Source organism: Alistipes sp., assembly GCF_048465575.1.
In the GTDB taxonomy this organism is placed as follows: domain Bacteria; phylum Bacteroidota; class Bacteroidia; order Bacteroidales; family Rikenellaceae; genus Alistipes.
In genome coordinates, this window is sequence record NZ_DBFWLG010000022.1 from 110,976 (window position 1) to 136,031 (window position 25,056).

The 25,056-nt window shown below is 60.2% G+C and carries 18 protein-coding genes and 1 pseudogene; 8 read left to right on the forward strand and 11 right to left on the reverse strand.

Annotated elements, in window-relative coordinates:
• Positions 1 to 7 precede the first annotated feature (7 nt).
• Positions 8 to 3,247 carry a TonB-dependent receptor gene (locus tag ACMQ11_RS06925; protein ID WP_418992032.1) on the forward strand — a complete coding sequence of 1,080 codons (3,240 nt, stop codon included), beginning with the start codon at positions 8 to 10 and terminating at the stop codon, positions 3,245 to 3,247.
• 64 nt (positions 3,248 to 3,311) lie between these two features.
• On the opposite strand, the gene ACMQ11_RS06930 is transcribed toward ACMQ11_RS06925, so the two are convergent.
• Complete coding sequence (locus ACMQ11_RS06930; protein ID WP_418992033.1) at positions 3,312 to 3,899, reverse strand: HAD family hydrolase; 588 nt, start codon at positions 3,897 to 3,899, stop codon at positions 3,312 to 3,314.
• A gap of 78 nt (positions 3,900 to 3,977) precedes the next feature.
• Here ACMQ11_RS06930 and ACMQ11_RS06935 point away from each other — a divergent pair, with 78 nt between their 5' ends.
• Positions 3,978 to 5,021, forward strand: a complete 1,044-nt coding sequence (locus ACMQ11_RS06935) for a DUF2776 family protein (RefSeq protein WP_418992034.1) — start codon at positions 3,978 to 3,980, stop codon at positions 5,019 to 5,021.
• A 68-nt stretch (positions 5,022 to 5,089) separates the two neighbouring features.
• On the opposite strand, the gene ACMQ11_RS06940 is transcribed toward ACMQ11_RS06935, so the two are convergent.
• Positions 5,090 to 7,477, reverse strand: coding sequence for a leucine-rich repeat protein (locus ACMQ11_RS06940; RefSeq protein WP_418992035.1), 2,388 nt, complete (start codon positions 7,475 to 7,477; stop codon positions 5,090 to 5,092).
• A gap of 217 nt (positions 7,478 to 7,694) precedes the next feature.
• Complete coding sequence (locus tag ACMQ11_RS06945; RefSeq protein WP_418992036.1) at positions 7,695 to 9,911, reverse strand: sodium-translocating pyrophosphatase; 2,217 nt, start codon at positions 9,909 to 9,911, stop codon at positions 7,695 to 7,697.
• Between the two features lie 207 nt (positions 9,912 to 10,118).
• Here ACMQ11_RS06945 and ACMQ11_RS06950 point away from each other — a divergent pair, with 207 nt between their 5' ends.
• Positions 10,119 to 10,328 (forward strand): hypothetical protein, encoded by a 210-nt coding sequence (locus ACMQ11_RS06950; RefSeq protein ID WP_418992037.1) that lies wholly within the window; start codon positions 10,119 to 10,121, stop codon positions 10,326 to 10,328.
• A gap of 439 nt (positions 10,329 to 10,767) precedes the next feature.
• Here the strand turns inward: ACMQ11_RS06950 and nqrF are convergent, their stop codons facing one another.
• Genes nqrF through ACMQ11_RS06980 form a run of 6 tightly spaced genes read right to left on the reverse strand, consistent with a single transcriptional unit; the run spans position 10,768 to position 16,800 of the window.
• The gene (gene nqrF / locus ACMQ11_RS06955) at positions 10,768 to 12,030 is read right to left on the reverse strand and encodes an NADH:ubiquinone reductase (Na(+)-transporting) subunit F (protein ID WP_418992038.1); all 1,263 of its coding nucleotides are present in this window, start codon (positions 12,028 to 12,030) and stop codon (positions 10,768 to 10,770) included.
• A gap of 22 nt (positions 12,031 to 12,052) precedes the next feature.
• Positions 12,053 to 12,673: an NADH:ubiquinone reductase (Na(+)-transporting) subunit E gene (nqrE, locus tag ACMQ11_RS06960; protein WP_418992039.1), complete on the reverse strand. Its 621-nt coding sequence runs from the start codon at positions 12,671 to 12,673 to the stop codon at positions 12,053 to 12,055.
• 11 nt (positions 12,674 to 12,684) lie between these two features.
• A complete protein-coding gene (locus tag ACMQ11_RS06965; RefSeq protein WP_418992058.1) occupies positions 12,685 to 13,332 on the reverse strand; it encodes an NADH:ubiquinone reductase (Na(+)-transporting) subunit D in 648 nt (215 codons plus the stop codon).
• A 1-nt stretch (position 13,333) separates the two neighbouring features.
• A complete protein-coding gene (gene nqrC / locus ACMQ11_RS06970; protein WP_418992040.1) occupies positions 13,334 to 14,284 on the reverse strand; it encodes an NADH:ubiquinone reductase (Na(+)-transporting) subunit C in 951 nt (316 codons plus the stop codon).
• A 9-nt stretch (positions 14,285 to 14,293) separates the two neighbouring features.
• A complete protein-coding gene (locus tag ACMQ11_RS06975; protein ID WP_418992041.1) occupies positions 14,294 to 15,442 on the reverse strand; it encodes an NADH:ubiquinone reductase (Na(+)-transporting) subunit B in 1,149 nt (382 codons plus the stop codon).
• 2 nt (positions 15,443 to 15,444) lie between these two features.
• Positions 15,445 to 16,800, reverse strand: coding sequence for a Na(+)-translocating NADH-quinone reductase subunit A (locus ACMQ11_RS06980; protein WP_418992042.1), 1,356 nt, complete (start codon positions 16,798 to 16,800; stop codon positions 15,445 to 15,447).
• Between the two features lie 143 nt (positions 16,801 to 16,943).
• Here ACMQ11_RS06980 and ACMQ11_RS06985 point away from each other — a divergent pair, with 143 nt between their 5' ends.
• The 5 genes and pseudogenes from ACMQ11_RS06985 (at position 16,944) to ACMQ11_RS07005 (ending at position 20,743) form a co-directional block, all read left to right on the forward strand.
• Complete coding sequence (locus tag ACMQ11_RS06985; protein WP_418992043.1) at positions 16,944 to 17,537, forward strand: TatD family hydrolase; 594 nt, start codon at positions 16,944 to 16,946, stop codon at positions 17,535 to 17,537.
• Positions 17,530 to 18,255, forward strand: coding sequence for a ThiF family adenylyltransferase (locus tag ACMQ11_RS06990; protein ID WP_418992044.1), 726 nt, complete (start codon positions 17,530 to 17,532; stop codon positions 18,253 to 18,255). Before ACMQ11_RS06985 ends, ACMQ11_RS06990 begins: the two co-directional genes overlap by 8 nt.
• A gap of 12 nt (positions 18,256 to 18,267) precedes the next feature.
• Entirely contained in the window at positions 18,268 to 19,209 is a 942-nt protein-coding gene (locus ACMQ11_RS06995; protein WP_418992045.1) for an NAD(P)-dependent oxidoreductase, read from the forward strand.
• A complete protein-coding gene (locus tag ACMQ11_RS07000; protein WP_418992046.1) occupies positions 19,206 to 20,246 on the forward strand; it encodes a glycosyltransferase family 2 protein in 1,041 nt (346 codons plus the stop codon). The genes ACMQ11_RS06995 and ACMQ11_RS07000 overlap by 4 nt, the downstream gene beginning before the upstream one ends.
• A 4-nt stretch (positions 20,247 to 20,250) precedes the next feature.
• Positions 20,251 to 20,743 (forward strand): annotated as a pseudogene (locus ACMQ11_RS07005) (prolyl-tRNA synthetase associated domain-containing protein).
• A gap of 74 nt (positions 20,744 to 20,817) precedes the next feature.
• On the opposite strand, the gene gpmI reads toward ACMQ11_RS07005, so the two are convergent.
• Positions 20,818 to 22,347 carry a 2,3-bisphosphoglycerate-independent phosphoglycerate mutase gene (gene gpmI, locus ACMQ11_RS07010; protein ID WP_418992047.1) on the reverse strand — a complete coding sequence of 510 codons (1,530 nt, stop codon included), beginning with the start codon at positions 22,345 to 22,347 and terminating at the stop codon, positions 20,818 to 20,820.
• Positions 22,348 to 22,379: 32 nt separating this feature from the next.
• Complete coding sequence (alaS, locus tag ACMQ11_RS07015; RefSeq protein WP_418992048.1) at positions 22,380 to 25,001, reverse strand: alanine--tRNA ligase; 2,622 nt, start codon at positions 24,999 to 25,001, stop codon at positions 22,380 to 22,382.
• Positions 25,002 to 25,056: the final 55 nt, after the last annotated feature.

Genomic DNA, 25,056 nt, shown 5'->3' on the forward strand with positions numbered 1-25,056 from the left:
TCAGCTTATGAAGAAACTTATCCTGTTCATGCTCTCGATTTTCGCCTGCGGCGCCGTCATGGCCCAGGTGACCACGTCGAGTATCAACGGTACGGTCGTCGACAGCGAACGCAAGCCGATCGTCGGCGCGACCGTCGTTGCGACCCACACCCCCACCGGTACCGTCTACGCTGCGGCCACCAACCGCAACGGCGTCTACAACATCGGCGGCATGCGTGTAGGCGGTCCCTACACCATCGAGTTCAGCTACATCGGCTGCAACAACGAGAAGATCGAGGGCGTCTACCTAACCATCGGCGAGGACGCCCAGTTCAACGTCACGCTCAACGAGGAGTCCACGGCCATCGGCGAGGTGGTCGTAATGGGCCAGGCCAACCCGGTTTTCAACTCGAACCGCACGGGTGCGCAGGAGGTCATTACGCGCACGATGATGGACAAACTGCCCACTCTGGACCGTTCGCTCGACGAATTCGTCAAGCTGACCCCCATGGCCAGCAACAAGAATTTCGCCGGCACCTCCTACCGCTTCAACAATGTAACGGTCGACGGCGCTTCGTTCAACAATTCGTTCGGACTTTCGTCGTCGCTGGGCGCTGCTGGCATCGAACCCATTTCGCTCGAATCCATCGAGCAGGTGCAGGTGATGATCGCTCCGTTCGACGTCCGCAACGGCGGTTTCACGGGCGGCGCCATCAACTCCGTCACCAAATCGGGTACCAACGATTTCATCGGATCGGCCTATTTCTACCACAAGGGAGCATCGCTGCGCGGCTGGCGGCAGAAAGATCTGGTCAAAACGGTCAACGAAGCCGTCACCAACCAGTATGGTTTCAGTCTTGGCGGACCAATTCTCAAAAACAAGTTCTTCTTCTTCGTTAATGCCGAGTTCGACCGGATCAACGAGCCCGTGACCCATACGACCAAAACGAACAACTCTCGCGTCGATGCCGCAGACCTCGATAAACTCAAGACGTTCCTGATAGATAAATTCAACTACAATCCAGGCTTTTACGACGTTACGGAGGTTCCCACCGAGGCCAACCGCGTTACGGCCCGCCTGGACTGGAATATCAACAAGAAGAATACGCTGAGTCTGAAATACTATTTCCTCGATTCGTACGCTACCAATTCGCCGTCAACCTCGGGTGCACCCAAAAACGGACGCGGCCCCAACGAATGGGCCATCCCGTTCTCCTCGCAGTACTACCGCGGTAACAACGATTTTCACATTGTCATGGCCGACCTAAATACGACCATCAACAACCGGATGTCGAATACGTTGAAAGTCGGATACTCCCGGCTGCGCGATTTCCGCGACATGGACGGCGGCTTCTTCCCTCATGTAGATATTCTCAACGGAGACGGCGAAGCCTACACCTCTTTCGGTACCGAGACCAATTCATACGGGAACAAACTCGACACGGACATTTTCCAGATTCAGGACAACTTTACGATTAACGCCGGCAAGCATCAGATCGTGATCGGTACCCAGTCCGATTACCGTTCGTTCGTTAACGGCTACGCTTACAGTTTCGCAGGCGTGTGGCGCTTCAACAGTTTCGACGATTTCTACAAGGATGCCAGTGCCTACCTCGATTGGAAAGCAGCAGGAGCGGATCCGAAAACTCGTCCGGAAACACTCGCATCAAAATTCTCGCAGAAATACGCAATCGGCGGCGGGTTCCCCGAAGCCGAGGTTAAGGTGCTGCAACTCGGGTTTTATCTCCAGGATCGCTGGTCCATCCGCGACAATTTCAAACTGACGTACGGACTCCGTATCGACGTACCCATCTTCCTGAACGATCTGGATCGCAATACCGAGGTGGAGGGAATGACGTTCCAGGGAGGAATCAAACACGTCGACATGTCGAAACTCCCCAAAACCAAGCCTATGTTCTCGCCCCGCATCGGTTTCAACTGGGACGTTACGGAGAACCACAATTTGCAGGTTCGCGGTGGTACGGGTCTCTTCACTGGAACGCCTCCTTACGTTTGGATCAGCAATCAGGCGGGCAACAATGGTCTGATGTTCGGTGATCTTCAGAAAGGTCGTCCTTTCGACGGAATTGCAGAATACCAGCCTTCGGCATCGGATGTGCAGGAATCGCGGCTCGATTTGGCCTATACGGAAAAAGATTTCAAATATCCCCAGTTGTGGAAGACGAATCTGGCTGTCGATTACAAATTCGGCAACGGCTGGATTCTAACCGGAGAATTGCTCTATACCAAAGATGTCAATGCCATCTATCACGCCAATGTAGGCCTGAACGATCCGGTTGGCTACGTAAACGACGGTGACGGCAAGACCCGTCCCTATTTTTCGAAAGGCTCCGGCTACTACGACATGTACATCAACGACCGTAACGCAAACGTGATCGAGATGCGCAATACAAGCAAGGGCTACTCAATCTTCGGAACCATTCAGTTGCAGAAGCAGTTTATGCAGGGCGCACTGCGCGGTCTCTACCTGAACGCCTCCTATACGATGGGTAAAGCCATGAGCGTAACCGACGGATCGTCGTCGGTAGCTTCATCGGCCTGGAAATACCGTCCCGCCATCAACCCCAACAAGCCGGAGTTGAGCTACGGTGCAGGTTCGTTCGATGGACGCCTGCTTATCTCCGCCTCCTATACGGCCAACTGGAGTAAGAACGCCGCCACCAATTTCGGACTTATCTATGAAATGTATCGTCCCTGGCGTTATAGCTTTACCTACAAGGGGGATGTAAACGGTGACGGACAGGATATGAACGATTTGGTCTTTATCCCGGCCACACAGAGCGACATCAATCTGAAAGCAGGTAAATTTGAATCCGTAGACGAGGCATGGAAAGCTCTCGACGCCTTTATCGAACAGGACGACTACCTCTCGAAGCATCGCGGCGAGTATGCCGAGCGCAACGGCGGCGTACTGCCTTTCGAGCACCAGCTTGATCTGAGCATATCGCACGATATCAAAATCTGGTGCTGCAAGGGAACCAAGTGCAACACCCTGCGCTTCAGTTTCGATATTTCGAATTTCCTGAACCTGCTGAACAAGGATTGGGGTGTCAAAACCACCACCATGTTAGGCAAGTCTAATTCGCCGCAGTTCCAGTTCCTCAGCATGGAAGATGAACCCACAGCTTCGAATAACTACACCCCGTCGTTCACGTTCCAAAAAGACCTGGTCAAGTCGTACAAGGATTGGGACACGAGCTCTTCGCGCTGGGCGATTATGTTCGGTATCAAGTACATGTTCAACTGATCCGCTTTCGGATCGCATAAAGAAACGGCCGCCCGAAAAGGCGGCCGTTTTGTGTTTGCAGGATTCAGAGCAACTGCCGGCGCAGCGCGTCGCATGTGGCCGCGGGGTTGTGGTAGTCGAACAGGTGGCCCCGGATTCCCAGGCGTTCGGCAGCGTCGATATTCGCCTGTCGGTCGTCCACGAAGAGCGTCTCGGCCGGATCGAGCCGGTAGCGTTCGAGCAGTATTTCGTAGATGCGCGGCTCGGGCTTCACGGTCCCGACCTCGCACGAAACCACCTCGCCGTCGAAAAGTCCGTATACCGGAAAGCGGCGCAGGAATGCGATGAACTCGCGCGACATGTTCGAAAGCACGTACAACTTGTACCCTGCCGCTTTCAGCTCGCGGACCAGCTGTTCGGTCGGTTTCACGGGTTCCTGCAAGTCGATGGAGCGCTGCAAATAGTGGCGGCACCTTTCCGGCGGACAGTCGTTGATGCGGCAGAGCGTGCGGATGACCTCCTCCATCGTCGAGGTTCCGCGGTCGTACTCCTCCCAGAAGCGGGGCATCTCCTCCGCACGCACGAAAGCGAAAAAGTCGCCGAACTCCTCGGCGCACCGGGTTTTATCGCGGGCGAAGAGCACGCCGCCCAAATCGAAAACGATATTTTTCATGGCCGCAAAGATACGACAAATACCGGAATTCTCCGCTTGGTTCGGGATTTGCAGGAGCAGCTAAAAACTCTTACGACTATGAATCACGGCATAAGCATTCTCTTTCGCGCCATTCCGCTGGCAATGGCCGCTTTCTGTTTCGCCTACGGCGCTTTCATCTTCGCCGCGGGCGACGATCCGTCACGGCTGACGGCCGGTCCGGTGGTCTTTTTTCTGGGTTCGATCTGCGTGGCGCTCTACTGCACGGCGGCCACCATCATCCGCCAGATCATCCACACCTATTCGGCTGCGGCCAAGTACATCTTCCCGGCTATCGGTTACTCGTTCGCGCTGATTACGATCATCTGCGGGATTATTCTGCTCACCTCCAACATGCCCGGTTCGGTCGTGACAGGACACGTCGTCTGCGGGCTGGGGCTGATTACGACGTGCGTGGCCACGGCCGCCACGTCGTCCACGCGCTTCACGCTCATCTCGCAGAATTCGGCCGACTCGTCGTTCTCCGTCAATTCGCGCGGATTCACCCGCGGGCAGGTATCCACGCTGATCGGGACCGCGGCACTGGTGGCCGCGGTGGCCTGGGTATGGTGCATCATCCTCTTCGTTCGGGGGACGCTTCCGGCGCACCTGGTGGCCGGAGCCGTCATGTTCGGCATCGCCTGCGTCTGCACCTCGTTGATCGCACTTGTGGCCAGCATCGCGCGGCAGACGCGCGGCAGCTACACCGTCCGCGAGCGCGGCAAGTGGATGGGGCTCGTGCTGGCGATGGGCGGACTGGCGTTCGCGCTTGGGCTGGTGATGATCTTCGCATTCTGGGGCGAGCGGATCGATTTCGTGGGATTCGTGCTGATCGGTCTTGCGCTGATCTGTTGGAGCATATCGAGCAAGGTGATCCTGCTGGCCAAAATCTGGCACGCCGACTTTCCGCTGGCGCGCCGCATCCCGATCATTCCGGTGCTGACCTGCCTCGTGTGTCTCTTTCTGGCGGCGTTCCTCTACGAGGAGGCGCTCTTTGCGGCCAAGTATTTCGTTCCGGCCCGCGTGCTGATGGGCTTCGGCGCCATCTGCTTCACGCTCTTCTCGATCGTCTCGATCCTCGAAAGCGGCACGGCGAAGAAATAGGCTGAATGCACACGGCAAGAAAGCTGCATCCGCCGTCGGATGCAGCCTTCTTTTCATCAAGAAGCGATTTAATTCGTAAAGTAAATAATATTCCCGAACCACACGTCCCAGGCCGAATAATCGGCGCCTCGTGGGACAAATAGATTTCGACCGACCCTAATATCCGAATCGAAGGTCGACGATGCAGTTGTAGGGGGTGTGGTACTCCGGCAGGTTACCGCCAGCAGTTTGGGGCATGGCCGGAAAGCAGAGTCGCCCAGCGAAACGACATTGGCGGGCAAGTACACCGAGATCAACGAGATACATTGCGAAAATGCAAGGTCGCCGATAGATTGCAATCCCTGGGGCAATGTCACATTCACCAACTGGCTGCAACCTGAAAACATCATATAAGGAATGGTCGTCGTCGCGCAATCAGTCATATCTACCCCGGTCAGTCCCTTGCATCCGATGAACACTTCGGAACCCAGCGTATTCAACGAAGCAGGCAATCTGACAGCGGCCGTACCGGCGTTCGGACCCAGATTCGAACAGTAGGCAAAGGCCCGCTCGCCTATTTCGGTAATGTTGTCATGAAACTCAACGAAACGCAGGCTCAAGCAGGATTCGAAAGAATTGGCGGGCAATACAGTGACACTTGCAGGAACCTTGAACTGTCCGAGCATCTGACAGTTGTGGAACGCACTCTCTCCAATGGAGGTTATTTGATCGTGGAGCGTGATGCGTTCGAGCCGGGTGCAGTCCTCGAACGTCCACTTCGGAATCTCCGTCACGGTCGTGGGGATGCGGATCGAAACAATACCGCAACCGTAGAAAGTGCTCATCGAAAGGTTTTGTAACCCCTCGTGCAGCATAACGGTCTCCAACGCTCCGCACCTCTGGAAGATCCAGCGGCCCAGCGTGCGGACGCTTGCGGGGATGTCGATCGACACCAGCGACGTGCAATCCATAAAGGCCGAGTTGTCGATCGTCTCCAGTTCGTCGCCCAGACGCACCTCTCGAAGCGCATGACATTTCTCGAAAGCCCATCGTCCGATCTGCCGTGCGGTTCCGGTGTCAATCGTCTCGAGTGCGCGGCAATTAGCGAATGCGGCCTCCTCGATGGCTGTTAGATCTTCGGGCAGCACCACGCGACGCAGGGTCGTGTTGGGCGCATCGTTGTATGCCAGGCCGCGGTCGGGCATCACAGTCAGATCGGTCATCGAGAGGTCGAGCACCTCCAGCGCGGTCAGGCTCTGACGGATAAATGCAAAGTCCGTCTTGTCGATGCTTCCCTCGATGGCCAGCTTCTTCACCGCCGGATCGGTCACCGCTGTGCTCAGTCCGCCCGCTTCGCTGCGAACGATCACTCCGTCGAACCACTTGACGGGGCGCGTCACGGCCTGCTCCTGCCCGTTGGCCGCCGTGATCGCAACCCGCAGCAGAGCCGTCTCCGAGAGGCGTACGCCGGCCGGCGGCGTCAACTCCACACGGGCGCTTCCGGCAACGGGGCTTCCGTTCGCAAAGGTCGGTTTAGTCACCTTTACGCCCCATTTCTCACCCGCCGAGCGGGTCGCCACGTCGGCCGAGACACCGTTTTCGCCCGTTACGGTCGCCGTGATGGCCGTGTAATCCCCCTCCTTGAGTGTTGCGGGCAGGACAAGAGTAATTCGGTTGTTCGACGGCGAGCCGTAGAACAGTTCGTAGCTGTCGAAACCGACCGTAACGGTGGCAGCGCGCGGCAAGGTGATCTTCGTAACCCCATCGGCGAGGGTGAATGTGACGCGCTCGGGATCGGAGGTGTCTACTCCGTCCTTGGCAAAAACCGCATCGCCCTGCGACCCGGTGGCGGGCACCTTTTGTCCATTGTGAAGCAGCCAGTTGTCGTCGACTTTCCAGTAGAGCACGCCCTCGAACTCCCCGATGCTGATCTTGGGGGTATCCCCTTTGGGGCCTTGGGGGCCGGCGGGACCGGCTGGGCCTTGAGGACCGGCAGGACCTTCGGCGCCCTGCTCTCCCGGATCGCCCTTTTCGCCAGTCGCGGGAATCTTGTTGCCCGCATCATCCACGAGATAAACCGGATCGTTTCCACCGATCTGAACCGTCCAATAGTACTTGCCGTCGGTGAATTTCCTGACGCCGATCACCGGTGTGACTCCGTCCTCTCCATCCTTGCCGTGGAGGATGGTGACCGGTCCGCTTTTGGAAAAGGTGATCGTGTAGCCGACGGTTTTGTTACCCTCTACAAGGGGTGTCACGTTCGTAACGTAGTCGTTCTCTTCGAGGGCCGACACCAGGCCCTGCAAGGCTCCGATCTGACCGTTGACCGTGCCGCACCACGCTTCGAGCTGCTCGACCCGTCCGCGCAGCTCCTCGACCTCCTCGCGCAGGCCGGTGTCGTAATAGTCGTTGTGGTCGCAACCCGCCGTGGCCCCAATCGCAAGGGCCAGCAGCGCATAGAGTCTCAATCCTTTCATTTTTCAGTTTTTTAGGTTCATATATGTGAAAACACAAAAAGCCCCGCAAGAGGGTATCGACCGTCTTGCAGGGCATATCAATACAGAATATTCCGGCTAAATCTTCGGGGGGGGGAATTTCCCGCTCGCGGCAGGATAAGACGTCCCGCCCGAACCGTATTTATTTCCCAATTCGCTCATGTGGACAAATATAGGGATAAAATCCGGTTTATCCAAATCAGAAGAGGTGGAAAACCACGGTCAGTCCGGCCATGACGATCGAGACCATCGACATGAGCTTGATCAGGATGTTGAGCGACGGCCCCGAGGTATCCTTGAACGGATCGCCCACCGTGTCGCCCACGATGGTGGCCTTGTGGCAGTCGGAGCCTTTGCCGCCGTAGTGTCCCTCCTCGACCATCTTCTTGGCATTGTCCCATGCGCCGCCCGCATTGGCCATGAAGACGGCCAGCACGAAGCCCGAACCCAGTCCGCCCACAAGCAGCCCAAGCACGCCCGCCACGCCGAACACCAGCCCCATGACTACCGGAACGGCTATGGCCAGCAGGCTCGGCAGCAGCATCTCCCGCTGCGCTCCGCGCGTCGAAATCTCGACGCAGCGCGCATAGTCGGGCGTCCCCTCGCCCGTAAGGATGCCCTTGATCTCGCGGAACTGCCGGCGCACCTCCTCGACCATGCTTTGGGCCGCGCGGCCTACGGCATTCATCGTCAGGCCGCAAAAGAGGAACGACATCATCGCGCCGACGAAGATGCCGACGAGCACCACGGGGTTCATCAGCGAAATGCGGTAATACTCCATGAAATCGAGGATCGAGGCGCTCTGGACCAGCTGCGACGTACCGTCCGGCATGACGAGCGTCGTGATACCGCTGTGGAGCAGACCGATCCGGATCTCCTCGATATAGGAGGCCAAGAGCGCCAGCGCCGTCAGCGCCGCCGATCCGATGGCAAAGCCCTTGCCCGTGGCCGCGGTGGTGTTGCCCAGCGCGTCGAGCGCGTCGGTGCGGCGGCGCACCTCGGCCCCCAGACCGCTCATCTCGGCATTGCCGCCTGCATTGTCGGCGATGGGTCCGTAGGCGTCCGTCGCCAGCGTGATGCCCAGCGTCGAGAGCATTCCCACGGCGGCGATGCCGATGCCGTAGAGCCCCAGCGACATGTTCTGCGGGGTCATCATCTGCCGCATGTCGAAACCGATGGCGCAGAGATAGGCCAGGATGATGGCCACGCCGATGGTCACGACCGGAATGGCCGTCGAGATCATCCCCGACCCGACGCCTGCGATGATGACCGTCGCGGGCCCCGTCTGGGCGCTGCCGGCGATCTTCTGCGTGGGTTTGTAGGAGTGCGAGGTGTAGTACTCGGTGGCCTGGCCGATAATGATGCCGGCCACCAGGCCCGTTATGACCGAGAACGAAAGCCCGAGCCAGTTTTCGACGCCCAGCAAGTACAAGATGCCGAACGTTGCCCCGGCGATCAGGAGCGAGCTGAAATTGACGCCTACGCCCAGCGAGCGCAGCAGTTCGCGCATCGAAGCGCCCTCTTTGGTCCTCACCAGGAAGATGCCGATGATCGAGAGCACGATGCCCACGGCGGCGATCAGCATCGGAGCCAGCACGGCGCGCGTCTGCATCGCCTCGCTGCCCGCGGCCGAAAATGCCGCGGCGCCCAGCGCGGCCGTGGCGAGCACCGAGCCGCAGTAGCTCTCGTAGAGGTCGGCGCCCATGCCGGCCACGTCGCCCACGTTGTCGCCCACGTTATCGGCGATGGTCGCGGGGTTGCGCGGGTCGTCCTCGGGAATGCCCGCCTCGACCTTGCCCACCAGGTCGGCCCCCACGTCGGCGGCCTTGGTGTAGATGCCGCCGCCCACGCGGGCGAAGAGGGCCTGGGTCGAAGCGCCCATGCCGAACGTGAGCATCGTCGTGGTGATGATGACCAGCTTCTGCGGCCCCGCCACATCGACGAACGCCTGCAGGATGACATACCAGAACGATATGTCGAGCAGCCCCAGCCCCACGACGACCAGCCCCATCACGGCGCCGCTGCGGAACGCCACCCGCAGGCCGCGGTCCAGCGACTGCCTGGCGGCGTTGGCCGTGCGGGCCGAGGCGTAGGTGGCGGTCTTCATGCCGAAATAGCCGGCCAGACCCGAGAAGAAGCCGCCCGTCAGAAAGGCGAACGGAACCCACGGATTCTGCACGCCGGCGCCGTACGCCAGGTAGGCGAAAAAGAGGGCCAGCACGACGAAGACGATGGCCACGACTTTGTACTGCTGCCTGAGGTAGGCCATGGCGCCCTTGCGCACATGGGCCGCGATCTCGCGCATGCGGGGCGTCCCCTCGTCCTCGCGCTTCATGGCGCGGTAGAAAGCCCACGCCACGGCCAGCGCGACGATGGAAGCCGCGGGCACGATCCAGAAAATGAGCGGAATGTTCATATCATAGGTGTGTTTATGGTTGTCCGTTCACAAATATAAAAAAAAATCGGAACCCGTTGTCCCGATCTGTCCGGTTTTTACGACAAGAGAGACTGAATAAAACGAATTTTCGCCCCATCGACCCGTGCTGGCAGAAATTTCATCGAAACACAATGTTCCCGGCATAAAAATCGTTATATTTGCAAAAGGATAAAATCGCTTCGAGTTATGACAACGGTACACATTGAGGACAACACGCCGGAGGGACGCTTTCTGATCGACCTGATCAAGAACCACAAAAGCGTGACGATCGTGCCGGACGAAGAGAAGCCGCAGCAGGCCGGAGCATGGGACAAGGCTGTTGCGGATGGCGCAGTATCGTTGAGCGAATTCAACGCACGCTTCGAGAATCAAATCCGGGAAACATACGGACAATGACACGCAACATCATCGTCTCGGCCATCGTACTGGACAAATTGTCCGATCTGGTAAGCTACCTCAAGAATGAAATCAAACTCTCAGAAGATGCCGCACAAGCCTACCGAGGCCGGTTTATCCGATATATTCAAACATTCGGTGCCGAGGTAGATCATCCCCTCTGCCGCTTCAAACGCTGGTGCACCCCTCGGCTATCGCTGCGCTGTATTCGAGAAACATTGGATTCTCGCCTACGAAATCACCGACGAGGGCGTGATCGTACAGGATATGTCCCATACGGCCGTTCTCGATGATGTTTCGGACTAAGCGCCTCGGATAAAATCCTCCCCCATGTACGCTCGATGAAAGCCAATGTGCAAAGTAAGCGGGCTGAAATCCCAAATGAATTGGATTTCAGCCCGCTTACTTTTAACAGCGTATTACGACTCTTTGCCCTTACTTAAGAGCCGAAATTGTCATAGAGAATATTCTCCTGCGCGACGCCCAGGTTGTCGAGCATCTTCACCACCGAAGCGATCATCATCGGGGGGCCACACATGAGGTAGATGCAGTCCTCGGGAGCCTGGTGGTTCTTCAGGTAGTTCTCGTAGAGCACGTTGTGGACGAAGCCCGGGGTGTACTGAACGCCTGCGGCGTCGGCCTCCGGATCGGGACGGTCGAGGGCGAGGTTGAACTTGAAATTGGGAAAGTCTTTCTCGATCTGGTGGAACTCGTCCAGATAGGGAACCTCTTTCAGGGCCCGCGCACCGTACCAGAACGACACCGGACGCCGGGTCTTCTCGGTCTTGAACAGGTGCATGATGTGGCTGCGCATGGGTGCCATGCCCGCGCCGCCGCCGATGAAGATCAGCTCCTGCGTGTCGGGCAGGTTGTCCGGCAGGAAGAACTCGCCGTAGGGACCCGAGATGGTCACCTTGTCGCCTGGCTTGCGCGAGAAGATGTAGGAGGAGCAGATACCCGGGTTGACTTTCATGAAGCCGCCCGTGGCCTTGTCGAACGGAGGCGTGGCGATGCGGATGTTGAGCATGATGATGTTGCCCTCGGCCGGGTGGTTGGCCATCGAGTAGGCGCGGAACGTCGGCTCGGGGTTGGTCGTCACCAGGTCCCTCATCTTGAACTTGTCCCAGTCGCCGCGGTAGCGCTCGTCGACCTCCATGTCGGTGAACTTGATGGCGTCGTACTTGGGAATGTCGATCTGGATGTAGCCGCCGCTGCGGAACTTGAGGTTCTCGCCCGCGGGCAGCTTGACGACGAACTCCTTGAGGAACGTCGAGATATTGCGGTTCGAGACCACCTCGCACTCCCATTTCTTGACGCCTAACACCGCCTCGGGAACCTTGATCTTGAGGTTTTCCTTGACCTTGACCTGGCAGCCCAAGCGCCAGTGTTCCTTGGCCATCCGCCGCGAGATGAAGCCCGTCTCGGTGGGCAGGATGTCGCCGCCGCCCTCGAGCACCTGGCACTTGCACATGCCGCACGAACCGCCTCCGCCGCATGCCGAGGGGAGGAATACCTTGTTATTGGCCAACGTCGAAAGCAGCGTCGAACCGCTTTCGGTGGTAATGATCTTCTCGCCGCCGTTGATGTCGATCACGACCTCGCCCGAGGAGGTCAGCTTCGCCTTGGCGAAGAGAAGCAGTCCCACCAGCGCGAGCGTTACCACCAGGAAAGCGATGATTGCAACTATAATAGTCAATTCCATTTTTGCGAATCTCTTTTTATGGTTAGAACTGAATGCCCGAGAAGATCATGAAAGCGATGCCCATCAGCCCGGTGATGATGAAAGCGATACCGGGCCCCTTGAGCGCTGCGGGGATGTGCGAATAGGTCGTCTTTTCGCGGATGGCGGCCATCATCACAATCGCCAGCCACCAGCCCAGGCCCGACCCCAGGCCGTAGACGATCGACTGCCACAGCGATTGCAGCTCGCCGCCGTCCACTTTCTGCTGCATGAAGAGCGAGCCGCCCAGGATGGCGCAGTTCACGGCGATCAGCGGCAGGAAGATACCCAGCTGGCTGTAAAGCGTGGGCGAGTATTTCTCGACGACCATCTCCACCAGCTGCACGAATGCCGCGATGGTGGCGATGAAGACGATGAACGTCAGGAAGCTGAGGTTGACCTCCGGAATGCCGGCCCAGGCCAGCGCGCCGTCCTTGAGGACGAACTCATAGAGGAGGTAGTTGAGCGGCACGGTCATGACCATCACGAACGTAACGGCCGCACCCAGGCCGAGGGCCGTCTTGACGCTCTTCGATACGGCGATGTAGGAGCACATGCCGAAGAAGAACGCGAAGACCATGTTGTCGATAAAGATCGACCGGATAAAAATATTCAACGATTCCATACGCTATTCTTCTATTTTTCCTGTAAATCCTTGTTGCGCGAACGGTGCACCCAGATGATGCAGCCCACGATGATCAGGGCCATGGGCGGGAAGAGCATCAGGCCGTTGTTGTAGTACCAGCCGCCCTCCAGCGCGTACCAGCTCTCGGGGATGATGCGCAGGCCCAGCAGCGTGCCCGAACCGAAGAGTTCGCGGAAGAAAGCCACGATAACCAGAATCAGGCCGTAACCCAGGCCGTTGCCGATACCGTCCAGAAACGAGGCCCAGGGCCGGTTGGCCAGCGCGAAAGCCTCGATGCGGCCCATGACGATGCAGTTGGTGATAATCAGACCCACATAGACCGAGAGCTGCTTCGAAACCTCGTAGACATAGGCCTTGAGCACCTGGTCCACCAGGATCACCAGCGCGGCGATGACGACCAGCTGGACGATGATGCGGATGCGGGCCGGAACGCCGTTCCTGAGCAGCGACATCACGAGGTTGGAGAACGCCGTCACCACGGTCACGGACAAAGCCATGACGATGGCCGGTTTGAGCTGCACGGTGACGGCCAGCGCCGAGCAGATACCGAGGATCTGCACGATGACCGGGTTGTTCGCCGAGAACGGTCCCGTGAGGTATTTCATGTTTTTAGCCGAAAACAAGGGCTCTTTTTCCATCTTACTCATTTTCACCTGCGTTTTGATCGTTAGACACCTGTTCCGCGGCCGAGGTTTCGGCACCCGGAGCGGCTGCGTGTACACCGGCGGCTGCGGCCGGCGCTTCCATGCCGGTCGCGGTCTCGACCGGAGGTTCGAGCGTCCCGACAGGTTCGGTGACCGCCTGTCCGCGCCGCGATTCGATCAGCGGCAGGTAGTGGCCCAGGCTGTTGTAGAGCATGGCCGTCACGCCGTCCGAGGTCTTCGTGCCGCCCGAGATGGCGTCCACCTCGTGTTCGGGGTTCCGGGCGCCGCCCTTGCGGAGCACGACCGAGACGAACTTGTCGCCGTCGAAGATCTTTTTACCGACGAAACGGGCCTGGTACTTGGGCGTGGCGATCTCGGCGCCCAGACCGGGCGTCTCGCCCTTGTGGGCCATGATGATGCCCGCCACGGTGTTCATGTCCTTTTCCAAAGCCACGTAACCCCAGATCGGACCCCAGAGACCCGAACCGGTCACGGGAATCACCACGCGGCCGTCGGCGGCCTGGAAGATCGGGAACTTGCCCGCGGCGAATGCGCCCGGCAGGTCGTTCAAGAGGGCGAAGACGTCGCCCTCGCCCGTGGGTTGTCCCTGGGCGTCGAGGACCTCGGCTTCGATGAATTCGTCGTAATTTTTGTCCCCTGCCGAGAGCGACAAGAGGATCGACTGCTTCTTCTCGTTCAGCTCGTTGGCATACTGCCGCTTCTGAAGCGCCATCGCGGCCACCGCCAGGATGGCTGCCACCAACACGACCATCACGGTCGAGTAAACGATGATATAGGCATTGCTGTTGGTGTCGCTCATAAAGCCCTTTTTCTTCAGCTCGGTGAACTCCGACGCGGGAGCCGAGCAGACGGGGCAGGTTTCGGGTGCGGCCGCTCCCTCGTGGATGTAGCCGCAGACATTGCATCTGAATTTTTTTGTTGCCATATCGCTCGCTTATTTAGCCAGTTTAACACGTTTGCGGCGGCGCGAGACGTTGGCCTCGACCACGTAGTAATCGACCAGCGGCGCCAGGGCGTTCATGAAGAGGATCGCCAGCATCATGCCCTCCGGGTAGGCCGGGTTGACCACGCGGATCAGCACGGCCAGCGCGCCGGTCATGAAGCCCACGATGTACTTGCCCGTGTCGGTCTGGGCCGAGGTGACGGGGTCGGTGGCCATGAAGACCGCACCGAACGCGAAGCCGCCGATGATCAGGTGCCACCAGGCCGGGTAGGTCGTCACGCCCGTCCACTGGAACAGGTAACCGATGGCCAGACCGCCGACGAAGCACGAGATCATCGAGCGCCACGAGGCGACGCCCGTGAAGAGCAGGATGACGGCTCCGATGAGAATGGCCACCGTCGAGGTTTCGCCGATCGAACCGGGGATGAAGCCCAGGAAAGCGTCCATCGCCGAGTAGCCGAGCGTGCTGTCCGTGGCCAGGTGCTCCAGCGCCGTAGCGCCCGAGAAGCCGTCCACCACGCCCTCGCCCGAGGTAAGTCCGGCGATCCACACCGTAGCGCCCGAAATCGAGGGCGTGTAGGCGAAGAAGACGAACGCGCGGGCCAGCAGCGCGGGGTTGAAGACGTTCATGCCCGTGCCGCCGAAGACCTCCTTGCCGAAGACCACCGAGAATGCGGTCGCCAGGGCGACCATCCACAGCGGAATGTCGATGGGCATGATCATCGGGATGAGCATGCCCGTGACGAGGAATCCCTCGTTGACCTCGTGGCCGCGCGCCTGGGCGAATCCGAACTCGATACCGAGGCCCACCGCATACGAAACGACGATGATGGGCAGCACCCTGAGGAAACCGAACCAGAACGAAGACCAGAATTCGGGTTGCAATCCCTGCGAGAGGTAGTGCTGGTACCCGGTGTTATACATGCCGAACAAGAGGGCCGGCATCAGCGCCACGACCACGACGATCATCGTGCGTTTCATGTCGTTGGCGTCGCGGATATGCGCGCCGCGGACCGTGGTGGTGTTCGGAACGAAGAGGAAAGTCTCGAACGCATCGAACGTCGAACTGAGGAAACTCAGTTTCCCGCCCGGGGAAAACGTGGGTTTCAACTTATCCATGAAATTGCGTAAAGCGCTCATCGTTATGCCTCCTTAATCATTAAGTTAATACCGTCGCGGATGATCTGCTGAATCTCGATCTTCGAGGGATCGACGAACTCGCACAGGGCGAAATCCTCCTCGACGACCTCGTAGATTCCCAGGTTCTCCATCTTCTCGATGTCGCCCGCCAGACACGCCTTCAAGAGGTAGACCGGGTAGATGTCCATCGGCAGATAGCGCTCGTAGAGCCCCGTAACGACGAACGGACGCTCGCCGCCGTTGAGATTGGTATCGAGGTTGTAGGCCTTGCGGGGGAAGAGCCACGAGAAATAGGAGCGCGACACGGAGAACTTGTCCAGGCGCGGCATGGCCCAGCCCAGCAGTTCGTACTTGTCGCCCTCGGGAATCGCGGTGAGCTGGTTGGCGTAGAAGCCCATGTAGCCCTCCGGCGCGGTTTTAGTGCCCGTGAGCACGTTGCCCGAGATGAAGCGGATGCGGCTGCCCTCCGGCTGCTTCTTCACGTTACCGGAGACCACAGAGTCGACCCGGGCACCGGCGATGATGCGGCGGTAGGCGGGTTTCTCGATCTCGGAACCCGTGACGGCGATGACCCGGTGCATGTCCACACGGCCCTCGCGCATCAGGCGGCCGATGATGGCCACGTCCTGGATGTTGACCGTCCAGACCGTCTCGCCCCGGTTGATGGGATCGATGTGGTGGATCTGCACGCCGACATTCCCCACGGGGTGCTTGCCCGCAAAGGTGTGTATTTCGGCATTCGGGAGCGTTGCCAGGGGACTCTGCGAACCGGCGCGCACCGAGAGGTGGACCTTGCCGGAGGTGAGTTTGCGGAGCGCTTCGATACCCGCCTGGAGGTTCTCCTCCTGGCCGCGAAGCGCGAAATCGTAGTCGGGGGCCAGCGGCGCCGAGTCGAATGCGGAGATGAAGACCGCCTTGGGCGTGTCCGACGGATCGGCGATGATGCCGTAGGGGCGCTGCACGATCAGGGGCCAGAGGCCCGAGCGGAGCAGCAGCGAGACAATCTGGTCGCGCGAAGCCGCCTTGAGGTCGGGCTTCTCGAATTCCTCGCAGGTCTGCGCGGCGTCGGGGGTTACCGTTACGGAGAGCACCTTGCGCTTTTCGCCGCGGTTGATGGCTGCCACCACGCCGCTGACGGGCGAGGTGAAGAGCACCCGCTCGTCGTACTTGTTGAAGAACAACGGCGTGCCGGCTTTCACGCGGTCACCCTCCTTGACCAGCAGTTTGGGAATCACCCCCTCGAAATCGAGGGGTGAAAGGGCGTACTCCGAAGCCGCGGGCGCATCGCTGACCGCAGGCTGTGGTTTGCCCTCCAGATTGATGTCGAGACCCTTGCGTAGAGTAATGATTTTCGACATGATTGATGTGTTTGGTTTTATGTTTGGATTTTCGGGTCGGTTGTTAGCGTGCTAACAGTTTAATTCGCGTGCGAAAGTACAAAATTTTTCCGGAAAAACCCGCATGTTTCTTAAATTTACTTAAAATTTATACTTTTGTCATCGTGACAATACCTTATGTAAACATACACACCCACCGTCCCGCGGATCGGGAGATCGTACTGCGTACGGCGGGCATTCATCCGTGGGATGCAGACAAAGAGGAGGTTGCATCCATTCTGCCGCAGCTCGACCGCGTGCAGGCCGTGGGTGAAATCGGACTTGACAGGGTACGCGGGGCCGCGTGGGAGCGGCAGCTCTTGCTCTTCCGCGAGCAGTTGCGCCTGGCGCGCGAGCATCGGCTGCCCGTGGTGTTGCACTGCGTGAAGACTTTCGAGGCTGTGATGCGCGAGTTGGCCCTGTGCGAACCGCGTGCGGCGATCTTCCACGGCTTCATCGGCTCGCCCGAGCAGGCCCGCGAGGCCCTCGCCAGGGGGTACTACCTCTCGTTCGGCGAACGCACGTTCGCCTCGCCCAAGACCGTCGAGGCGCTCCGTGCGACGCCGCCGACGCAGCTCTTTCTGGAGACCGACGACAGCCCGGTGCCCATCGGGACCATCTACGCCCGTGCGGAGGAGGTCCGGGGCGAAACCGTCCGGGAGTTGCAACAGGCGACCCTGAAAAATTACGAACACCTATTCGGAAAATACAATGGCTAACTGGCTGGAAAGAACCGAACTGCTGCTGGGCAGCGAAAAACTCGGCATCCTGCGCCGCGCGCACGTGCTGGTTGTGGGGCTGGGCGGCGTGGGCGCCTATGCCGCCGAGATGATCGCCCGCGCGGGCGTGGGCCGCATGACGATCGCGGACGCCGACGCGGTAACCCCCTCGAACATCAACCGGCAGCTGGTGGCCCTGCATTCGACCCTGGGGCAGCAGAAGGCCGACGTACTGGCTGCGCGGCTCCGCGACATCAATCCCGAGCTGGAATTGACGGTTGTCAACCGCTATATCCGCGACGAGGAGACCTACGCCCTGCTCGACGCTGCACCTTACGATTATGTCGTCGACGCCATCGACACCCTCTCGCCCAAGCTGGCGCTGATACTGGCGGCGCTCGAGCGGGGGATGCGCCTGGTCAGTTCGATGGGGGCCGGGGCCAAGACGGACCCCACGAAGCTGGAGATCGCCGACATTTCGAAGACCCACCACTGCCCTCTGGCCCACATGTTGCGCAAACGCCTGCACAAGGCGGGTGTCCGCCGGGGTTTCCGGGCGGTCTTCTCGCCCGAGCCGATGCGCGAGGGGGCGCTGATCCTCTGCGAGGAGCAGAACAAGAAATCGAACGTCGGGACGATCAGTTACATTCCGGCGCTGTTCGGAATCGGGTGCGCCTCGGTGGTTATCCGCGACTTGATCGGAGAGATGGAAAATTAAAAAAAGAAAATTATGTCCTTGAACATCGTATTTCTGGATGAATACAGTCTGGGCGGAGCCGACCTCTCGGTCATCCGCGACCTGGGAAATTACACGGGTTACGAAACGACGGCCCGCGAAGAGGTCGTCGACCGCTGCCGCGAGGCCGACGTGGTCATCACCAACAAAGTGGTCTTCAAGCGCGAGACGATGGAAGCGCTGCCGCGGCTGCGGTTGATCTGCGTGGCCGCAACGGGCATGAACCACATCGACCTCGAAGCGGCCGCCGCGCGGGGCATCGAGGTCCGCAACGCCCGCGGCTACTCGACCCACTCGGTCGCCGAAACCACCCTCGGGGCGGCCATCGCGCTGAGGCGCCACGCCGTCTATTACGACCGCTACGTCAAGAGCGGCGACTACTCCGCCTCGGGCCGGCAGTACCATTTCAGCTACCCCAACCACCAGCTCTACGGCTCCCGCTGGGGCATCGTCGGACTGGGAGCCATCGGACACGAGGTGGCGCGGCTGGCCACGGCGTTCGGCTGCGAGGTGCGCTATACCTCCACCTCGGGGGTCGCACGCGAGGAGCCCTACCCCGCTCTGCCGCTCGACGAGCTGCTCGCATGGGCCGACGTGGTGTCGGTGCACAGCCCCCTCACGCCCGCTACCCGCGGACTGATCGGCGCCGGACAACTTGCCGCGATGAAGCCGTCCGCACTGATTATCAACGTCGCCCGCGGCGGGATCGTGGACGAAACGGCCCTGGCCGCAGCCCTCGATGCCAAACGGATCGCCGGAGCCGCCCTCGACGTCTTCACCCGCGAACCGCCCGCGGCGGACAATCCCTTGCTGCACTTGAAAGAGCCCGACCGGCTGCTGCTCTCGCCCCACAACGCCTGGTCTCCAGTCGAAGCGATCCGGGTGCTGGTCCGCCTGATCGCCGACAATATCGAAACGTTCCGCGACAAGGCATGAAACCGCTCATCACGGTCGCCGTTCCGGTCAACAATACCGTCCGGGACCTGCCGACGTGTATCAACAGCCTGCTGACCCAGACTCATACCGATTTCGAACTGCTGCTGTTGGACGACGGTTCGACCGACGGATCGGATGCCCTGTGCCGAGAATATCTCCGGCGGGACAGCCGCATCCGGTTCGTCCCGCTGCGGCACAAAGGGGTCTCCGCCACCCGCAACCGCGCCCTCGAAACGGCCCGGGGCGAATACATCGCTTTCGTCGATGCGGACGATTGGGTCGAACCGGATTACCTGGCCCGGCTGTCGTCGGCTCCCTTTCCGTCGGGCGACGCGCTGGTTGTCTGCGGGATGACGATCGACCATGCCGATGGCCGCAGCGAGCCTTTCCTCTCCTATCCGGACCGAACCATTTCCCGGGGGGGGGAGTATTGCAGCGACGAGTTTATCCGGCACCAGCTCCTGCGCAACGGCTACGCAACCTCGAAACTCTTTTCGCTGCGGACGATCCGCGAACACGGCCTGCGATTCTGCGAAGAGCTCGCACTGATGGAAGATCAACTCTTCCTGCTCCATTACCTGCCCCATGCCCGCACCATCGTCCTGCGCAGCGGCACGCCCTACCACTACGTGCGGTGCGGCTGCGAGACGCTCGTCACGCGCAAGCAGGCTCCCACCAACATGGCTCGGCTCGGGGCATTGCTGCTGCAATACCTCCAGCCGGCCGCGGAGAGCTGGGGTGCGACCGATCCGCACTACCTCGAACCGCTGCACCGGGAACTGGGGTTGGACAGGCTCCTTGCAGCCGTCAGCCTGGCCGACCGGACATCGTACCGGAAGGTCTATGCGGCTGCGGCCCGCGTGCGCCGGGTGATCGAAACCCGGTGCGGGCGGCAGCCGCTCCGCCATCCGATCGTGGGGCGCAAACTGCTGCGGCTGATAGGGTGTCTGCCCGCCTCTCTCTACGGTCTGCCCTATGCAATCATCCGCCTGAGGCACTGCATTCGCCGTGCGAAAGGGCGCCCCGTAAACTATTGACCGCATGGAACGACGACAACGTGTTTTCGACTTTCTGGATGCAAACGCCATCCGGTATAGCTGGTATGAACACCCCGAAGCCCCGACGATCGAACTGGCCCGCCGATACTGGCGCGACGACGGCTCGAAGCACTGCAAGAACCTCTTTTTTCCGCAACCACAAGGGAGACAGGCACTACCTGGTCTCGTTCGACGCCGGGCAGTCGCTGGCCATACGCGACCTGGAACAGCGGCTCAAACAGGGCAAACTGACGTTCGCTTCGCCCGAGCGCATGGAGCGGTGGCTGGGTCTGAAGCCCGGCTCGGTGTCGCCGTTCGGGCTGATAAACGATCCCGAGCGTCACGTGCATCTGTTCCTCGACGCCAACCTCCGCCGCTGGCCGTCCTACTCGTTCCACCCCAACGACAACCGCGCCACGGTAGTTATCGCGCAGGAGGAGTTTCTGCGCTACCTTGCGGCCGTGGGGAACGGCTACGAATTCATCGAATTGTATTGAGCCTGCATTTTCAAAAAAACTGCGGACGCATGCCCGCAGTTTTTCGAATTACACCGATTCTGAATTTTTAATTCTTAATTTTTCATTTCAATCAGCGCCTCGCCCGTCATTTCGGCTGGCTGAGGCAGCCCCATGAGTTTCAGTACCGTGGGGGCCACGTCGGCCAGAATACCGTTGCGAACCGAACGCACGCGTTCCGAAACCACGACGATGGGCACCGGATTGAGCGAGTGTGCCGTGTTGGGCGTCCCGTCTGTGTTGACGGCGTTGTCGGCATTCCCGTGGTCGGCGATCATCACCACCTCGTAGCCGTTGCGCTTGGCTGCTTCGACCACCTTTTCGACGCATTTGTCGACGGCCTCGACGGCCTTGACAATAGCTTCGTATACGCCCGTATGCCCCACCATGTCGCCGTTGGCGAAATTCAGGCAGATGAAATCGAACTTTTGCTCGTCGAGCGCTGCGGCCAGGCGGTCGGCCACCTCGGGGGCCGACATTTCGGGTTGCAGGTCGTAGGTGGCCACCTTGGGCGACGCCACCAGAATCCGCTCCTCGCCCTCGAACTCCGCTTCGCGGCCGCCGTTGAGGAAGAACGTCACGTGGGCGTATTTCTCCGTCTCGGCGATGCGCAGCTGCCGGAGCCCCTGCGCCGAGACATACTCCCCGATGGTGTTCTGCACGTTCTCCTTGTCGAAGAGGATGTGCAGCCCCGTGAACTTGGCGTCGTAGGGGGTCATGCAGCAATAGTAGAGCGGCAGGGTGTGCATCCCTTCGGCGGGCATGTCCTCCTGCGTCAGCACGATGGTCAGCTCCTTGGCCCGGTCGTTTCGGTAATTGAAGAAGATCACCAAGTCGTCGGGCGCGATGCGGCCGACGGGGTGTCCCAGTTCGTCGATGCGCACGTAGGGCTTGATGAATTCGTCGGTCGTCCCCTCGTCGTAAGATTTCTGGACCGCTTCGACCATGTCCGACGACCGCTCGCCGCAGCCGTTGACCAGCGCGTCGTAAGCCACCTTGACACGCTCCCAGCGCTTGTCGCGGTCCATGGCGTAGTAGCGGCCGATGACGGTCGCCACCTTGCCCGTCGAGGCGGCCATGTGTTTTTCCAGATCGGCGATGAATCCCTTGCCGCTGTGCGGATCGGTATCGCGGCCGTCCATGAAGCAGTGTACGAACGTATTTTCGATCCGGTACTCCGCAGCGATGTCACACAGTTTGAAGAGGTGCTCGAGCGAGGAGTGCACGCCGCCGTCCGAAACGAGGCCCATGAAATGGACGTTCACCCCGTTGGTCTTGGCGTATTCGAACGCCTTGACCACCTCGGGATTCTTCAAAATCGAGTTGTCGCGGCAGGCGCGGTTGATCTTCACCAGGTCCTGGTAGACGACTCGGCCCGCGCCGATATTGAGGTGCCCGACCTCGGAGTTGCCCATCTGACCGGCGGGCAGCCCGACGTTCTCGCCGTCGGTGCGCAGCTCGGCATGGGGGTATTTTTCGGTCATGGCCGAAACATAGGGGGGATGGACCGTCGAAATGACATCCGCCCGGTCGTGACGGCCGTTGCCCCAGCCGTCGAGGATCATGAGAAGAACCTTGTTGCTCATTATCTGATATTTTTAATTCTTAATTCTTATTTTTAATTGAGCTGTTCGCAGATCAGCTCCACGGCCCGGTCGATGGCAGCCTGCAACCCCTCGGGGTTCTTGCCGCCCGCCGTGGCGAAGAACGGCTGTCCGCCGCCGCCGCCCTGAATCAGTTTGGCCGCTTCGCGCACCACGGCACCCGCGTTCACACCCTGCGCGGCGATCTCCTCGCCGAGCATGACCGTCAGCGTGGGTTTGCCGTCCGAGACCGTTCCCAGGACGAACACCAGCCTGGGAGCACGCTGGCGCAGGTTGTAGGCCAGGTCCTTGACGAACTCGGGCCGACGGTCCGACTGCGTGGCGATCAGCTGCATGCCGTCGCGCTCGGGCGTTTCCGAAAGAATTTTCGCGGCCCACTGAGCCACCTGCTCGCGGCGCATCTGCTCTACCTCGCGCGAGAGGGTCTCGTTGCTCTCGAACATCTTTTTCACGGCCTGCAACACCTGCGGGTTATTGAGGTAGTCGGCCACATTGCGCAGCGTGTCCTCGGCCGCATATACCACTTTTTCGGCCTGCTCGCCCGTGACGGCCTCGATGCGGCGCACGCCGGCCGAAATGGCGCTTTCGGAGAGAATCTTGAACAGTCCGATGGTACCCGTGGCCCGCGTGTGCGTGCCGCCGCACAGCTCGACGGACTCACCGAAGCGCACCATGCGGACCCGGTCGCCGTATTTCTCGCCGAAGAGCATCATCGCGCCGGCGGCCTCGGCCTCCTCGCGCGTGGCGTCGCGCTTCTCCTCGAGCGGATGGTCGGCCCGCACGGCGCGGTTCACCAGCCGTTCGACCTCGCGCAGCTCCTCGGGCGTCACTTTCTGGAAATGCGAAAAGTCGAAGCGCAGCATCTCGGGCGTCACCAGCGAACCTTTCTGCTCGACATGACTGCCGAGCACCTTGCGCAGCGCTTCGTGCATGAGGTGTGTGGCCGTGTGGTTGTTGGCCGCCGACTGGCGTTTGTCGGCATCCACCACGGCGCGGAACTCCGCCTGCGGGTTCTCGGGCAGCTCGCGGACGATGTGGATAATCAGCCCGTTCTCTTTCTCGGTGGCGACGACCGGGATGCGTTCGTTGGCGCTCTCGATCGAGCCGATGTCGCCGAGCTGACCGCCCGAATTGCCGTAGAACGGCGTGCGGTCGAAGACCAGCTGGTAGGAGGTCTTGCCCTTGGATGTTACCCGGCGGTAACGTGCGATGCGCACCTGTTCGGTCAGCGTGTCGTACCCCGTAAAGACGCTCTCGCGGATGGGGAACAGCTCCACCCAGTCGTCGGTATCGACCGCGGCGGCGTTGCGCGAACGCGCTTTCTGCGCCTGCAACTCCCGCTCGAACGCTTCGAGGTCCACACCGACGCCCTGTTCGCGGGCGATCAGCTCCGTCAGGTCGATCGGGAATCCGAACGTATCGTACAACTCGAACGCCTCGCGGCCGGCGATCCGCTCGCGGCCCTCCCGCTTCGTGCGCTCGATCACCCCGTCCAGCAACGTGATGCCCGTGGCGAGGGTCCTGAGGAACGCGGCCTCCTCCTCCTCGATCACACGCTCGATAAGCGTCTGCTGGGCTTTCAACTCGGGGAACTGACCGCCCATCTGCCCGACCAGCCCGGCGACCAGTTTGCAGAGCGTCGGCTCGGTGAAACCCAGGTAGGTGTAGCCGTAACGCACGGCACGGCGCAGGATGCGGCGGATGACGTAACCCGCCTTGACGTTCGAGGGCAGCTGCCCGTCGGCGATCGAAAAGGCGATGGCGCGCAAGTGGTCGGCCATCACGCGCATGGCCACGTCGGCTTTGGGATCGGCGCCGTACTCCTTGCCCGAAAGTTCGGCGATGCGCCGGATCGTGGGCTGGAACACGTCGGTGTCGTAGTTCGATTTCTTGCCCTGGAGAATCATGCAGAGCCGTTCGAAGCCCATGCCCGTATCGACGTTGCGCGCCGGCAGCTCCTCGAGCGTGCCGTTGGCCTTGCGGTTGAACTGCATGAACACGAGGTTCCAGATTTCGATCACCTGCGGGTGGCTCTCGTTGACCAGTTCGCGGCCCGGTTTGAGGGCGATCTCCGCCTCGTCGCGCAGGTCGAAATGGATCTCCGAGCAGGGGCCGCAGGGACCCGTCTCGCCCATCTCCCAGAAATTGTCGTGCCGGTTGCCGCGGATGATGTGGTCCTCGGGCAAAAACCGTTTCCAGTAGTCGTAAGCCTCCCGGTCGAAAGGCACGCCGTCCTCGGCGGAACCCTCGTACACGGTGGCGTACATGCGCTCGGCGGGCAGACCGTACACGTCGTGCAACAGCTCCCAGGCCCACTCGATCGCCTCTTTCTTGAAATAGTCGCCGTAGGACCAGTTGCCCAGCATCTCGAACATGGTGTGGTGGTAGGTGTCGTGTCCGACCTCCTCCAGGTCGTTGTGCTTGCCCGAGACGCGCAGGCATTTCTGCGTGTCGGCGGCACGGGGCCACTTGCGGGGCGCATTGCCCAGGAAAATGTCCTTGAACTGGTTCATGCCGGCGTTGGTGAACATCAGCGTCGGATCCCCCTTGACGACCATCGGCGCCGAGGGTACGATCTGATGGCCCTTGCTCTGGAAGAAATCCAGAAAAGCCTGACGAATTTTCGGTGATTCCATATATACTGTTTTACGCTATTTTCGCGTTATTCGATTCGGGTTGCAAAATTACACA

Bases quoted from the DNA above. Each gene is read 5' to 3' on its own strand.
- ACMQ11_RS06945 (WP_418992036.1), bottom strand. From the start codon at position 9,911: ATGAACATTCCGCTCATTTTCTGGATCGTGCCCGCGGCTTCCATCGTC.
- nqrC (WP_418992040.1), bottom strand. From the start codon at position 14,284: ATGGCAACAAAAAAATTCAGATGCAATGTCTGCGGCTACATCCACGAG.
- nqrF (WP_418992038.1), bottom strand. From the start codon at position 12,030: ATGGAATTGACTATTATAGTTGCAATCATCGCTTTCCTGGTGGTAACG.
- ACMQ11_RS06990 (WP_418992044.1), top strand. From the start codon at position 17,530: ATGGCTAACTGGCTGGAAAGAACCGAACTGCTGCTGGGCAGCGAAAAA.
- gpmI (WP_418992047.1), bottom strand. From the start codon at position 22,347: ATGAGCAACAAGGTTCTTCTCATGATCCTCGACGGCTGGGGCAACGGC.
- ACMQ11_RS06980 (WP_418992042.1), bottom strand. From the start codon at position 16,800: ATGTCGAAAATCATTACTCTACGCAAGGGTCTCGACATCAATCTGGAG.
- nqrE (WP_418992039.1), bottom strand. From the start codon at position 12,673: ATGGAATCGTTGAATATTTTTATCCGGTCGATCTTTATCGACAACATG.
- ACMQ11_RS06975 (WP_418992041.1), bottom strand. From the start codon at position 15,442: ATGAGCGCTTTACGCAATTTCATGGATAAGTTGAAACCCACGTTTTCC.
- alaS (WP_418992048.1), bottom strand. From the start codon at position 25,001: ATGGAATCACCGAAAATTCGTCAGGCTTTTCTGGATTTCTTCCAGAGC.
- ACMQ11_RS06935 (WP_418992034.1), top strand. From the start codon at position 3,978: ATGAATCACGGCATAAGCATTCTCTTTCGCGCCATTCCGCTGGCAATG.
- ACMQ11_RS07000 (WP_418992046.1), top strand. From the start codon at position 19,206: ATGAAACCGCTCATCACGGTCGCCGTTCCGGTCAACAATACCGTCCGG.
- ACMQ11_RS06965 (WP_418992058.1), bottom strand. From the start codon at position 13,332: ATGGAAAAAGAGCCCTTGTTTTCGGCTAAAAACATGAAATACCTCACG.
- ACMQ11_RS06930 (WP_418992033.1), bottom strand. From the start codon at position 3,899: ATGAAAAATATCGTTTTCGATTTGGGCGGCGTGCTCTTCGCCCGCGAT.
- ACMQ11_RS06995 (WP_418992045.1), top strand. From the start codon at position 18,268: ATGTCCTTGAACATCGTATTTCTGGATGAATACAGTCTGGGCGGAGCC.
- ACMQ11_RS06940 (WP_418992035.1), bottom strand. From the start codon at position 7,477: ATGAAAGGATTGAGACTCTATGCGCTGCTGGCCCTTGCGATTGGGGCC.
- ACMQ11_RS06925 (WP_418992032.1), top strand. From the start codon at position 8: ATGAAGAAACTTATCCTGTTCATGCTCTCGATTTTCGCCTGCGGCGCC.
- ACMQ11_RS06950 (WP_418992037.1), top strand. From the start codon at position 10,119: ATGACAACGGTACACATTGAGGACAACACGCCGGAGGGACGCTTTCTG.